General features: G+C 55.7%; 12 protein-coding genes. 2 read left to right on the top strand and 10 right to left on the bottom strand.

All coding sequences use genetic code 11. The features are described from left to right. Window positions 1-94: 94 nt before the first annotated feature. The gene (locus TH19_RS01190; protein WP_114100485.1) at window positions 95-1486 is read left to right on the top strand and encodes an ethanolamine ammonia-lyase subunit EutB; all 1392 of its coding nucleotides are present in this window, start codon (window positions 95-97) and stop codon (window positions 1484-1486) included. After that, window positions 1486-2259: an ethanolamine ammonia-lyase subunit EutC gene (eutC, locus tag TH19_RS01185; protein ID WP_114100484.1), complete on the top strand. Its 774-nt coding sequence runs from the start codon at window positions 1486-1488 to the stop codon at window positions 2257-2259. Before TH19_RS01190 ends, eutC begins: the two co-directional genes overlap by 1 nt. A gap of 59 nt (window positions 2260-2318) precedes the next feature. Here eutC and TH19_RS01180 read toward each other — a convergent pair whose 3' ends face one another. From TH19_RS01180 to TH19_RS01135, 10 genes are all read right to left on the bottom strand, one after another. Beyond that, window positions 2319-2603: a YciI family protein gene (locus TH19_RS01180; RefSeq protein WP_114100483.1), complete on the bottom strand. Its 285-nt coding sequence runs from the start codon at window positions 2601-2603 to the stop codon at window positions 2319-2321. 100 nt (window positions 2604-2703) lie between these two features. Then, window positions 2704-3132: a rubrerythrin family protein gene (locus TH19_RS01175; RefSeq protein ID WP_114100482.1), complete on the bottom strand. Its 429-nt coding sequence runs from the start codon at window positions 3130-3132 to the stop codon at window positions 2704-2706. 226 nt (window positions 3133-3358) lie between these two features. Continuing rightward, window positions 3359-3799, bottom strand: a complete 441-nt coding sequence (gene irrA, locus TH19_RS01170; protein WP_114100481.1) for an iron response transcriptional regulator IrrA — start codon at window positions 3797-3799, stop codon at window positions 3359-3361. 188 nt (window positions 3800-3987) lie between these two features. Continuing rightward, a complete protein-coding gene (locus TH19_RS01165; protein ID WP_114100480.1) occupies window positions 3988-5382 on the bottom strand; it encodes an NAD(P)H-dependent flavin oxidoreductase in 1395 nt (464 codons plus the stop codon). 99 nt (window positions 5383-5481) lie between these two features. Continuing rightward, window positions 5482-7605, bottom strand: coding sequence for a polyribonucleotide nucleotidyltransferase (gene pnp / locus TH19_RS01160; protein WP_114100479.1), 2124 nt, complete (start codon window positions 7603-7605; stop codon window positions 5482-5484). A gap of 208 nt (window positions 7606-7813) precedes the next feature. Continuing rightward, window positions 7814-8083, bottom strand: a complete 270-nt coding sequence (gene rpsO / locus TH19_RS01155; RefSeq protein ID WP_101246771.1) for a 30S ribosomal protein S15 — start codon at window positions 8081-8083, stop codon at window positions 7814-7816. A 17-nt stretch (window positions 8084-8100) separates the two neighbouring features. Next, window positions 8101-9027, bottom strand: coding sequence for a tRNA pseudouridine(55) synthase TruB (gene truB, locus TH19_RS01150; protein ID WP_114100478.1), 927 nt, complete (start codon window positions 9025-9027; stop codon window positions 8101-8103). After that, complete coding sequence (gene rbfA / locus TH19_RS01145) at window positions 9027-9446, bottom strand: 30S ribosome-binding factor RbfA (protein ID WP_114100477.1); 420 nt, start codon at window positions 9444-9446, stop codon at window positions 9027-9029. The genes truB and rbfA overlap by 1 nt, the downstream gene beginning before the upstream one ends. A gap of 17 nt (window positions 9447-9463) precedes the next feature. Beyond that, window positions 9464-12133, bottom strand: a complete 2670-nt coding sequence (gene infB, locus TH19_RS01140) for a translation initiation factor IF-2 (protein ID WP_114100760.1) — start codon at window positions 12131-12133, stop codon at window positions 9464-9466. An 80-nt stretch (window positions 12134-12213) separates the two neighbouring features. Then, window positions 12214-12804: an RNA-binding protein gene (locus tag TH19_RS01135; protein WP_114096301.1), complete on the bottom strand. Its 591-nt coding sequence runs from the start codon at window positions 12802-12804 to the stop codon at window positions 12214-12216. Between the last annotated feature and the right edge of the window lie 5 nt (window positions 12805-12809).

Genomic DNA, 12809 nt, shown 5'->3' with positions numbered 1-12809 from the left:
ACCTGTCTTTGGCCCCGGCACGGGCCAAAGATAACCGTATGATAAGACGGGTAAAAACCTCATATGGCGTGATTGATGCTTCAGGAGACAGAACTTGCAAACCGGTGCGCCATTCAGTTTCGAACGCTTTACATTTCCCGATCTTAAAACCTTGATGGCAAAGGCAAGTCCGTTGCGTTCGGGCGATGTTCTGGCCGGGCTGGCCGCAGGATCGGATGAAGAACGGGTGGCTGCGCGCTTTGCACTGGCCGATGTGCCCCTTAAACGGTTCCTGAACGAGGCACTGGTTCCCTACGAGGACGATGACGTTACGCGCATGATCATGGATGATCATGATGCCGATGCCTTTGCCCCGGTTGCGTCCCTGACGGTTGGGGAATTTCGCAACTGGCTTCTGGGTGACGAGGCTACGCCGGAAGTTCTTCGAAATCTTGCCCCCGGTCTGACCCCGGAAATGGTGGCTGCTGTTTCCAAGTTGATGCGCAATCAGGACCTGATTGCAGTTGCCAAGAAATGCCATGTGGTTACCGCGTTTCGCAATACCATCGGCCTTCCCGGTCATTTGGCTGTGCGCTTGCAGCCCAACCACCCGACCGATGACCCGGCCGGTGTTGCCGCATCCATCCTTGATGGTCTGATGCATGGCAGTGGTGATGCGGTCATTGGCATCAATCCGGCAACCGACAGCCCGGAAACAATGATCGAGCTTCTTAAACTGATTGATGAAGTCCGCGAACGGATCGATATTCCGACCCAATCCTGCGTTCTCGCCCATGTCACAACGGCCATTGACGTCATGGCCCGCAATGCCCCGGTTGATCTGGTGTTTCAATCAATTGCCGGGACCCAAAAGGCCAATGAAAGTTTCGGCATTACCCAAGCCATGCTGGCCGAGGCCGAAGATGCCGCCAAGGGCCTGAAACGCGGCACGGTTGGCAGTAACGTCATGTATTTCGAAACCGGACAGGGTGCCGCCTTGTCCGCAGACGCCCATGAAGGGATTGATCAGCAAACGGTGGAAACCCGCGCCTATGCCGTGGCCCGTAAATATTCGCCGCTTTTGGTCAATACCGTCGTCGGCTTCATCGGGCCGGAATATTTGTTTGATGGCAAACAAATCACACGCGCCGGTCTTGAAGACCATTTCTGTGGCAAGCTGCTTGGCGTGCCGATGGGTTGTGACGTCTGTTACACCAACCATGCCGAAGCCGATCAGGATGATATGGATAATCTTCTGACCCTGCTTGGTGTTGCCGGGTGCAACTTTGTTATCGGCGTCCCCGGCGCCGATGACATCATGCTGAATTATCAAAGCACAAGCTTCCACGATGCGATGTATCTGCGCTCGGTGCTTGGGTTGGAACCGGCACCGGAATTTGCCGCCTGGCTGCGCAAGATGGAAATCCTTGATCAGAATGGTCGCACCCGTCCGCAACTGGATGGGCAGGCCGCCCAGAATCTTCTGGCTTGGTCGGGGGCCGCGTGATGGACAATCTGAGCAATAAGAAAATCCCGAGCGGCCTTGATCCCTGGAACGCCTTGCGCATCCATACCGATGCCAGGATCGGCCTTGGCCGGGTTGGCGACGGGTTGCCGACCGAACGGTTGCTTGAATTCCAGATGGCCCATGCCCGGGCCCGCGATTCCGTGCATATGGCCTTCGATGCCGATGGCCTACGCGCACAACTTGGCACGATTAATCACGCGGTTATTGATGTGCATTCCGCAGCCCCGGATCGGGCAACCTATTTGCAACGCCCGGACCTTGGCCGGTTGCTTGATGATGCCTCGGCCCAAACATTGGCCGATCACAAGGGTTCATATGATGTGGCCTTCATCCTTGCAGATGGCCTATCGGCGCGCGCAACCCATGATCACGCCGCCAATACCTTGTCGCTTATTCTCGATCGTCTGGGTGATAGCTGGTCAATTGCGCCAATCACGTTGGCGACCCAGTCCCGGGTCGGGCTTGGCGATGAAGTCGGGGCGGCACTGGGTGCCAGACTGACCGTGATGCTGATCGGGGAACGACCGGGATTGTCGAGTGCAGACTCCCTTGGTGCCTATCTGACCTGGTGCCCAAAGCGCGGTCGATCCAATGCCGATCGCAATTGTGTGTCCAATATTCGACCGGCCGGACTGGCCCCGCAGAAGGCCGCTGAAAAGATCGCCTATCTGATGATCGAGGCACGCAAGCTTGGCCTGTCTGGCGTTGCCTTAAAAGACAATTCATCCAACCCGGCCCTGATCGAAGGGTGATCCCCAAACAACAAAGGGGGCAGATGCCCCCTTGTTCTGTCCGGAATCCAAGCCGGTGGTCAGGCTTTCAGTGCTTCAAGCCCGTTGGCAACCATGGCCGGTTCAAATTCGGTAATGCTGTAATCCGCCAGATCATGTTGATGGAACGGATCGCGGGTCAGCTCTTCCTCAAGACCTTTGCGATCCCCACGGGCCAGAATCACGCCGCCATCGCGTGGAACCTTGCGCCCGGATGCCAGAAACATCCCCTTGGCATAGGCCGATTTCAGCCATGCGATATGCGCGTCGATATGGGCATCAACCTGTTCAAGTGGCACCTTATAGGTCAGCGAAACGACATACATCACGTTTTCCTGTAGATGGTTTTGGGTCTGGTCGCCCGAACTTTCGGAAATTCCGTCACCCGTAACAAATCACGTTTTGGCGATCTCTGGCCGGCCCGGATCAGTCTTGTTTGCCCGACATACGCGTCAACAAACGATCAATGCGATCTGCATGGGCGGCCTCGCCGCGTGCCAGGCTTTCAAACCATGCAGCGATGTCTTCAAGCCCCTCTTCGCGGGCGACCTTCGCCATATCGGGATAGCGCGTTTCGGCTTCGTCCTTTTCATGGGCAAGGGCCGCTTCAAGGTTACGCCGTGTGCTGCCAAGCGGCTTTCCGGTCAATGGATCACCAAGTGCTTCCAGAAACTCCAGATGCCCGAAAGCATGTCCTGTTTCGGCCTCGGCAGCGGTTCTGAAAAGCTCGGCCGCCTCGCTTTCGCCCTCAATATCTGCCTGCTGGGCGAAATACAGATAACGGCGGTTGGTCTGGGCTTCTGCAGCAAAGGCATCGCGCAGATTTTTCTCGGTCCGGGTTCCCTTGAGCGCCATGTGCGCTGTCCTTTGTTATTGTTCGCAACAGGCTGCAAAACAGCCCTGCGAAAGACTTAAAAAAGAAGGCGGCGGGGTTATGGTCCCGCCGCCTTCTTATGTGTCCTGAAATTCCGTATCGTCAACCGGTACAGGGGCAATTTGCACCGGGCACATCGCGGATTTCATCTGGTTGTTACGCACCAGATATCATGTGGTCACACATCATTCCCGCGCACGCCAGCCATCAGGCAGCGTTCTGTGCGGAACAATTGCGACGCAACCGGAAAACAAGGTCAACCGATGCCAGTTCCGTGCCGCTTGGCATGTTCGGAATGCCGTCAATCTGAACCGTATCCGCCGGGATATCGGACAGAAGCCCGTCTTCCTCGCAATAGAAATGGTAATGCGGTGCCGTATTGGTATCGAAATAGGACCGGCCCGGATCAATGACGATTTCGGTCAACAGGCCGGCATCGGTAAATTGATGCAGGGTGTTGTACACAGTTGCCAGCGATACCTTGATGCTGTTGGTCATGGCTTCGGAATGAAGCTGTTCAGCGGTGACGTGGCGATGACCGTTTTCAAACAAAAGCCGTGCCAATGCCAGACGCTGACGCGTCGGACGCAGGTTGGCGTCTTTTAGTCGGTTCAAGGCGTCGGTATATGGACGCGAAGTGGTTCTCATGTCTTTGCCCCTATCGTTTTCTGGAAACCGATGATTGCGGTTCCGTTCAATCCCAGGATCACACTAGAGAACCCGAACGCACGATTCTTTGATTTTGATCAACTACAATAAGATGTAGAAATTCTAGGCGAAAAAACAAAAAGGGCCGGAAAACCGGCCCTTTTCAAACTTGCATGCGATTCTTTTGATCAATCGCCAGTCATGATGCGATCAACCAGTTCCTTGACCGTCGGAATATTACCGTTGGCATAGAACGGGTCTTCACCGAATTTGTAGGCATTATGACCTGCAAACATCAGTTCATTTTCGACCGCAGCACCATGTGCAATGTTCTGAAGCGTCTTCTGGATACAGAAGGAACGCGGATCAGCGCGCTTGCCGGTCGTGCCTTCATGCTGTTCCCAGTTGGAGAACTGGCACTGTGACAGACAGCCCATGCAATCGATCTGATCTTTTTTGATCGTCAATGCACTTTCCGGGGTGACAAACACCATGGTCTCGTCCGGAGTCGGCATGCCTTCGGTGTAACCGGCATCAAGCCATGCACGAACCTTGTCCGCGTCATCTTCACGGACATAGATCGGACGACCACGACGGCCCAGCGGGATACCGACATGCAGATCAGCCTCGGCCGTACGGGAATAACGAACCTGACGGTCGGAACGCTGATGCAGGTCTTCAAGGAAGGCGTTGCGCACGGCCGAGCTATAGAAGCCGGTCGGGCTGAATTTATGCAACGACACGTCACCGTTCTGAAGACCGGTCAGACGCTGTTTCCATTCGTCGGAAATCTCGCTTTCCTGGGTCAGAAGCGGACGGGTACCGAACTGGAAGGCCACCGGGGCAACTTCCGGGTTGTCGATCCAGTCTTCGAAATCACGCAGGAACCATACGCCGCCTGCCATGATGATCGGAACATCATTCAGACCGACGGAATTCATGAATTCACGAAGGGCTGCAACACGCGGGAACGGATCTTCCGGGACCAGCGGGTCTTCGGAGTTCGACAGGCCGTTATGGCCACCGGCACGCCACGGATCTTCGTAAACAACGCCGCCCAGCCATTCCGGGGTCTTCTTGTACGAACGCAGCCACAATGCGCGGAACGCACGGGCCGAAGACACGATCGGATAATAGTGGACGCCGTATTGTGCGGAAATCTGGGCGATCTTGTAGGGCATGCCCGCGCCACAGGTAACCCCGTGGATAAGGCCTTTGGCACCTTCAAGAACACCATGCAGAATCGGTTCAGCACCGCCCATTTCCCACAGAACGTTCATGTGCAAACGACCTTCGCCGTTGCGCATTTCATGTGCGATCTGCGCCTGCGCGATACCACCACGGATACCATAGGCAATCAGTTCCTGATGCCGGTCACCGCGGTTTTTTCCAGTATATTCGATCGGAACCAGGTTGCCGTTCTCGTCATACGAGTCGGCATTCACAGCGGAAAAAGTCCCGATACCGCCGGCAGCAGCCCATGCGCCGGAGCTTTTACCCGTCGATACAGCGACGCCTTTGCCACCTTCAATAACTGGCAAGACTTCTTTTCCCGACATGACGAGCGGTTTAAGGGCTTTCAACTTCGTCTCTCCCATTCGGCAATTGCCAGCGACACCCCTGTATCGCTGAGATTGCCGGACGACGTCTTGTTTTTATCGCCGTCCGGCATACCGTTTTGCTTATTCGGCTTCGCCTGCTTCGAGGTCGGCACCGGTTTCCTGATCGACACGTTTCATCGACAGTTTGATTTTGCCGCGATCATCAAAACCGATGACCTTGACTTTAACCTGGTCGCCTTCTTTCACGATGTCCGAAACCTGTTTGACACGCTCAGGTGCCAGTTCGGAGATGTGAACAAGACCATCACGGGCGCCGAAGAAGTTAACGAACGCACCGAAATCAACAGCCTTAACAACCTTACCATCATAGATATGGTTCAATTCAGGTTCCGCAACGATGGATTTGATCCAATCAACGGCCTGCTTGCCTTTGGCACCATCGGTATGTGCAACGGTGATCGAGCCATCGTCTTCGATGTCGACCTTGGCACCGGTTTCTTCGCAGATTTCACGAATGACCTTGCCGCCCGAACCGATAACGTCACGGATTTTGTCTTTCGGGATCGAGAACTGGGTGATGGTCGGGGCATTGCCTGAAACTTCACCACGTGCTTCCGGAAGAGCCTTGGCCATTTCGCCAAGAATGTGCAGACGACCGTCACGTGCCTGTTTCAGCGCGATCTGCATGATTTCCGGGGTCACAGAGGTGATCTTGATGTCCATCTGCAGCGAGGTGATGCCGTTCTCGGTACCGGCAACTTTAAAGTCCATGTCACCAAGGTGATCTTCGTCACCCATGATGTCCGACAGAACTGCAAAGTCGTCAGCTTCCTTGATCAGGCCCATTGCGATACCCGCAACCGGACGTGCCAGCGGAACACCTGCATCCATCATGGCAAGCGAGCTTGCGCAAACGGTTGCCATCGACGAAGAACCGTTGGATTCGGTAACTTCGGAAACGATACGCGTGGTGTAAGGGAAGGCATCTTTGCCCGGCATCAGCGGGTGCAGAGCACGCCATGCCAGTTTACCGTGACCGATTTCACGACGGCCCGGCGAACCCATACGACCAGCTTCACCAACCGAGTAGGGCGGGAAGTTGTAATGCAGCATGAAGCTTTCACGGTATTCACCGTCAAGTGCGTCAACGATCTGCTCGTCCTGGCCGGTACCAAGGGTAACAACTGCCAGTGCCTGGGTTTCACCACGGGTAAACAGCGACGAACCGTGCGAACGCGGCAGAACCGAAACTTCGCCAAGGATCGGGCGAACGTCTGCACCGGTACGGCCATCGATACGTTTGCCGGTTTTCAGGATCGCACCGCGAACGATGTCTTTTTCCAGATCTTTGATGATCGAGGAAACTTTGCCTTTAAGCGTATCGGCAACGTCATCACCGAGTTTCTCGACGATGTCAGCCTTGGCAGCCGAAACAGCAGCCGAACGTTCCTGTTTGACAACGTTTGCGTATGCTGCGGTGAGGCCTTCGGTGCCCAGACCGGTGATTTTGTCGACCAGTGCGTCGTAACCTTCCGGAAGTTCTGCAACTTCGCGCGGTTCTTTCGCAGCTTCTTCAGCCAGATCGATGATCAGGTCAAGAACGCCCTGGAACTGCTCGTGGCCAAATTTAACAGCGCCAAGCATGATTTCTTCGGACAGTTCCGATGCTTCGGATTCAACCATCATCACGCCGTCGCGGGTACCGGCAACAACCAGATCAAGTTCGCTTTCCTTGATGGCTTCGGTCGACGGGTTCAGAAGGTATTCACCATCCTTGTAACCAACGCGTGCCGCACCAATCGGGCCGAGGAACGGCAGACCGGAAATGGTCAGCGCAGCCGAGGTACCGATCATCGAAACGACGTCCGGATCATTTTCCATGTCGTGCGACAGAACGGTACAAACGATCTGGGTGTCATTGCGGTATTGCGGGTGGAACAGCGGGCGGATCGGACGGTCGATCAGACGCGAAACAAGGGTTTCTTTTTCCGACGGACGGCCTTCACGTTTGAAGAAACCACCCGGGATTTTGCCAGCAGCAAATGCTTTTTCCTGGTAGTTGACGGTCAGCGGGAAAAAGTCGACATCCGGGCGCGGCTGTTTCGCGCCAACAGCGGTACAAAGAACGACGGTTTCACCATAGGTTACCTTGACGGCACCATCAGCCTGACGAGCAATCTTACCGGTTTCAAGAACCAGTTTGGCATTGCCCCACTGCATTTCCTTACGGACGACATTAAACATTATTTTCTCTTCCTCTTACAAACCTCTGGCGGACCCGGAATACTACACGAGTTCCGAACACATTAATTATGAGGCTTTCATAACAGCGTCATAATTAATGGGTCCGGCGCAAGCATTGGGTCGGCCCATCCGACCCTGCTTCTCGTGTCCCGATCCACCGGAACAATAAAAAACGACGGCGGAGGTCACCCTCCGCCGCAGTTTGAAATCAGCGGCGAATACCGAGGCGTTCGATAACGCTCTCGTAACGCGACTGGTCTTTGCGCTGCAGATACTTCAGCAGGCGGCGACGCTGACCAACCATCATGAGAAGACCACGACGGCTATGGAAGTCGTGGTTATGTTCTTTCATGTGCTCGGTGAGGTTCTTGATCCGCTCACTCAGGATTGCAACCTGAACTTCGGGGGAACCGGTGTCACCATCTTTCTGAGCGTATTCTTTGATCAGCTCAGCTTTGCGTTCAGCAGTAATCGACATCAGGCATCCTTTCGCCTTTAGAGATTAAAAACACGCACAGGCCGAATTTCGCCACCATTGATCTCCGCCAACGCAACAGCGCGGTCATGGAGCATGGCACAGACGATTTCGTCCTGCACGACGGGGTTTTCGAGAGCATTGCGCTTTGCCACCGGCAACAGCCCGACAGGCTGGCCAGAGGAAAGGCGTTGCGCCTCGACTTCGGTCAAGGCCAGCGCCGGGATGTCGTCCAGCGCGGTCTCAACCGGAAGCATTTTCTTCATCACCTCTTCGGGGTCCATCTCGAGCAAGTCACGCAACGGGATGGCGTTTTCCTCCGAAAACGGCCCCGCCGATGTCCGGCGAAGCGCGGCGATATAGCCGACAGTGCCAAGGCGCAGCGCAATATCGCGCGCCAAAGATCGCATATAAGCACCCTTGCCCGATACAACATCGAACACGGCGTGATCACGATCCGGCATCTCGACCAGTCGAAGATCCTTGATCAGAATCGGACGCGGCTTCAACACCACGTCTTCATCGCGGCGTGCAAGATCATAGGCACGCTTGCCATTGACCTTGATCGCCGAAAACTTTGGCGGCACTTGCTGGATTTCACCAATAAATTCACCCAGCACTGCCTTGATTTCGTCTTCTGTCGGACGATGGTCAGAGGTTTCAATAACCTCGCCTTCGGCATCGTCCGTGCTGCGTGCTTCGCCGAATTTCAGCGTCACACGATAACTTTTGCTGCCATCCATGACATATGCAACCGTTTTGGTTGCTTCGCCAAAGGCAATTGGCAGAACACCGGACGCAAGCGGATCAAGAGTCCCGCCATGTCCGGCCTTGTTGGCATCAAGCAGACGACGGACCTGGTTGACCACCGTTGACGAGGTGATCTCCAGGGGCTTGTCGACCGCCAGCCAGCCATTGATGCTTTTACCGCGACGGCGACGCGCCATCAGTCGTCCTCATCTTCCTGGTCAACAGACCGGTCTTTCGCCAGATCCTGCGCGACATGCGGATCACGCAAAAGGGCACCGATATGGTCTGCGACATCAAAACTTTTGTCTTCGACAAATCGCAATGCTGGCACATATTTCATGTGAACCGTGTGGGCCACATGATTGCGCAGATGTCCTTTCTGACGCGTCAACGCCTTAAGCGACGTTTCGGCCTCACCGCCGCCAAGCGGGGTAAAGGATACCATAGCATTACGCATATCCGGTGAAAGATTGACGCCGGTAATGGTTACCGGGCGACGTGTCAGATCCGGATCGTAAATATCTCCGCGCTCCAACGCCTGCGACAGCGCCTGACGGATTTCTTCCGCCACTCGGAGCTGTCGCTGACTTGGTGCCTTGGCTGGTTGCTTCGCCATTTCAGTTCCTCACCGTCTTACAGTTCGACGGCGATTTCCTCGTTTTCGAAGCACTCGATCATATCGCCAACCTGAAGGTCGTTATACTTGGCGAATGACATGCCACATTCATAGCCCTCGCGGACTTCTTTAACTTCATCCTTGAAGCGACGAAGCGTGGACAGTTCGCCCGAGTGGATAACCACATCGTCGCGCAGCAGGCGGACGCCCGCACCGCGTTTGACGATACCCTCGGTGACCATACAACCGGCGATCTTGTTGCCAGAGATGGTGAAGATGTCGCGGATTTCTGCGTAACCCAGGAATTTCTCGCGAACTTCCGGCGAAAGCATACCCGACAGCATCTTTTTGATGTCATCAGCGACATCATAAATGATCGAGTAGTAACGAATATCAACGTTGTCGCGACGGGCCTGTTCACGAGCCTGCTGGTTCGCACGAACGTTAAAGCCGATGATCAGTGCATTGGATGCACGGGCCAGGGTAACGTCGGATTCGTTGATACCGCCAACGCCGCTATGAAGAACGCGAACCGAAACTTCCTCGTTACCAAGTTTCTGCAAGGTACCGATAAGGGCTTCGACAGAACCCTGCACGTCACCCTTGATGACGATCGGAAGTTCTTTAACTTCGCCGCTCTGCGAGAACATGTTCTCGAGCGCGGATTTCTTCATCGCAGCAGCCTGGGTTTCGCGAATACGACGCTGACGGAAGTCAGCAACTTCACGTGCCTTGGCTTCGTTTTCAACAACCACGAAGTCATCACCAGCCGACGGAACACCGTTCAGACCGGTAACCTCGACCGGCATACCCGGGATCGCGTCGTTAACGCGCGTACCGTGGTCATCGACCAGCGCACGAACACGGCCCCATTCCGGACCCGTGACAAAGATATCACCGGTTTTCAGCGTACCGCGCTGAACCAGAACGGTCGCGACCGGACCACGGCCTTTTTCCATACGGGCTTCAACGACAACACCGTCTGCAACACGTTCCGGGTTGGCTTTGAGATCAAGAACCTCGGCCTGAAGAAGGATGGCTTCTTCAAGTTCGGTCAGACCCAGACGCTGTTTGGCCGAAACTTCAACAGCCTGAACATCACCGCCCATTTCCTCAACCACAACTTCGTGCTGAAGCAGTTCGGTTTTAACCTTGGTCGGGTTGGCACCCGGCTTGTCGATCTTGTTGATCGCGACAATCATCGGAACACCAGCGGCCTTGGCGTGGCTGATGGCCTCGATCGTCTGCGGCATGACCGAGTCATCGGCTGCAACAACCAGAACAACGATATCGGTAACCTTGGCACCGCGCGAACGCATTTCGGTAAATGCGGCGTGGCCCGGGGTATCGATGAAGGTGATTTTCGCACCGGTTGCCATGGTAACCTGATAGGCACCGATATGCTGGGTAATGCCACCAGCTTCGCCACCGGCAACGTCGGTTGAACGCAGGGCGTCAAGCAACGAGGTTTTACCGTGGTCAACGTGACCCATAACAGTCACAACCGGCGGACGCGAAACCAGCTGATCTTCGTTGTCATCTGCAACGACCAGTGCTTCTTCAACGTCGGCATCCGAGACGCGTTTGACATTGTGACCGAACTCTTCGACCACCAGCTGCGCGGTATCGGGATCGAGGCTCTGGTTGATGGTCGCCATAACGCCCATGCTCATCAGAGTCTTGATCACGTCTGCTGCCCGTTCAGCCATACGGTTGGCCAGTTCCTGGACGGTGATAACGTCCGGGATGATCACGTCACGTACGATTTTCTCTTTCGGCTTCTGCGTGCCCATCGCGCGGGCTTTGGCTTTGGCCTGCTGACGCTTGATCGACGCCATGGAACGACGACGGCCACCTTCGTCACCGGTCATTGCATTGGCGATCGACAGCTTGCCACGACGACGGCCATCATCGGTTTTGGCGCGCGCAGCACGACCCTGTGCTTCTTCCTCGGCGCGCTTGCGTGCTGCCTTGCGGGCATCTTCCTCGTCCTGCTCATTGCGGCTTTTCGGCTTAGCAGTGGACGGTGCGGCACGACGACGCTCTTCCGGGACCAGCGGTTCTGCCGGTTCACCCATAATAACTTCTTCTTCCTTGGCTTTCGGGGTCGCGGCCGGTTTCGGCTTCGAGGTCTTGCCTTTTGCCGTTGAAGCAGCAAGCTGCTTTTCAACGTCTTCAACTGAAACCTCTGCCTTGTCCTTGGCTTCTTCCTCGGCGACTTTTGCCGCCTCGGCAGCCTTGGCTTCCTCGACCTTACGAGCTTCTTCCTCGGCAACCTTGCGGGCAGCTTCTTCGCGCGCACGGACTTCGGCGTCAGCCTCTTCCTGCTTGCGGCGCTCTTCAGCAGCCTTCAAAGCAGCCATACGTGCAGCGCGTTCGCTGTCGGTCAGGTTGCCATGATCTTCAGCAACCGGACGCGGCTTCGGCTCTTCTACCGGTTCCTTCTTGGCTTCCGGTGCCGGCGTTTCTGCCGGGGCCTGCTCTGCAACGAGATCCTTCTTCACTTCACGGAAGCGGCCGGATTCGTTCTTTTCGAATGTACGCTTCTTACGCACTTCGACGGTCACAGATTTGGACCGTCCATGCGAGAAGTTTTGACGAACCTGCCCTGCCTCGACCGTCTTGCTCAATTCAAGCTTCGATCTGTTGAGGCTCAGCGGTTTCTTCTCCTGATCGCGATCACTCATAATCCGTCCAACTTCCTCATTTCCTGCGGGATCGACTTCCAATGCCGATCCTGTCCTGTCCGTCCGGCGCATGCCTGATGTCAGACTGCGCGAAATCCTTCTAGCCGTTTCAGCGAACGGCCCAACCGTTTGGCCAGACCACCCGGCGCAACAGCCACATGCACTGCTTTTTCGCGACCAAAAGCCGCGCCGATTTCAGCAGCATCCAGAACGGAATAAATCGGCAGATCCCGGGCCTTGGCCTCGATCTTGGATTTTCCGTCCGCAGCACCATCGCGTGCTGCCAATATCAAAGCCGCCCCCTCGGCAATCTGGGCGCGGGCCTTTTCAAACCCGGCAACAGCCTGACCGGCGCGGCGCGCAAGCGACAGCAGATCAAGACATTTCTGCGTCAGCAGCTGCTCGATCCGGTCTGCAAGCGCGGCGTCAACCACAACTTTTTGCCGCGCCGCCCGGGCAAAAGCGTTTTTTGCACAGGCGGTATTTACCACATCCCGCGACGGGCACAACCATAATCCCCGTCCCGGTAGCCGTTCCTCTAGATCGGGAACAACCGAACCATCCGGCCCGATCACAACCCTGAGAAGATCTTCCTTGTCCCGGACTTCGCCGGTGACAATGCACCGGCGTTCCGGAACCTCGGCTACCTTGCCGCCTTTACGATGCGACATGGCGT

It is taken from the genome of Thalassospira profundimaris, assembly GCF_003326675.1.
Lineage (GTDB): Bacteria > Pseudomonadota > Alphaproteobacteria > Rhodospirillales > Thalassospiraceae > Thalassospira > Thalassospira aquimaris.
Note: the sequence above shows the minus strand (reverse complement) of the source record. Positions and strands in the feature narration are given on the sequence as shown.

Bases quoted from the DNA above. Each gene is read 5' to 3' on its own strand.
- eutC (WP_114100484.1), top strand. From the start codon at position 1,486: ATGGACAATCTGAGCAATAAGAAAATCCCGAGCGGCCTTGATCCCTGG.
- TH19_RS01180 (WP_114100483.1), bottom strand. From the start codon at position 2,603: ATGTATGTCGTTTCGCTGACCTATAAGGTGCCACTTGAACAGGTTGAT.
- TH19_RS01175 (WP_114100482.1), bottom strand. From the start codon at position 3,132: ATGGCGCTCAAGGGAACCCGGACCGAGAAAAATCTGCGCGATGCCTTT.
- irrA (WP_114100481.1), bottom strand. From the start codon at position 3,799: ATGAGAACCACTTCGCGTCCATATACCGACGCCTTGAACCGACTAAAA.
- pnp (WP_114100479.1), bottom strand. From the start codon at position 7,605: ATGTTTAATGTCGTCCGTAAGGAAATGCAGTGGGGCAATGCCAAACTG.
- rpsO (WP_101246771.1), bottom strand. From the start codon at position 8,083: ATGTCGATTACTGCTGAACGCAAAGCTGAGCTGATCAAAGAATACGCT.
- truB (WP_114100478.1), bottom strand. From the start codon at position 9,027: ATGGCGCGTCGCCGTCGCGGTAAAAGCATCAATGGCTGGCTGGCGGTC.
- rbfA (WP_114100477.1), bottom strand. From the start codon at position 9,446: ATGGCGAAGCAACCAGCCAAGGCACCAAGTCAGCGACAGCTCCGAGTG.
- infB (WP_114100760.1), bottom strand. From the start codon at position 12,133: ATGAGTGATCGCGATCAGGAGAAGAAACCGCTGAGCCTCAACAGATCG.
- TH19_RS01135 (WP_114096301.1), bottom strand. From the start codon at position 12,804: ATGTCGCATCGTAAAGGCGGCAAGGTAGCCGAGGTTCCGGAACGCCGG.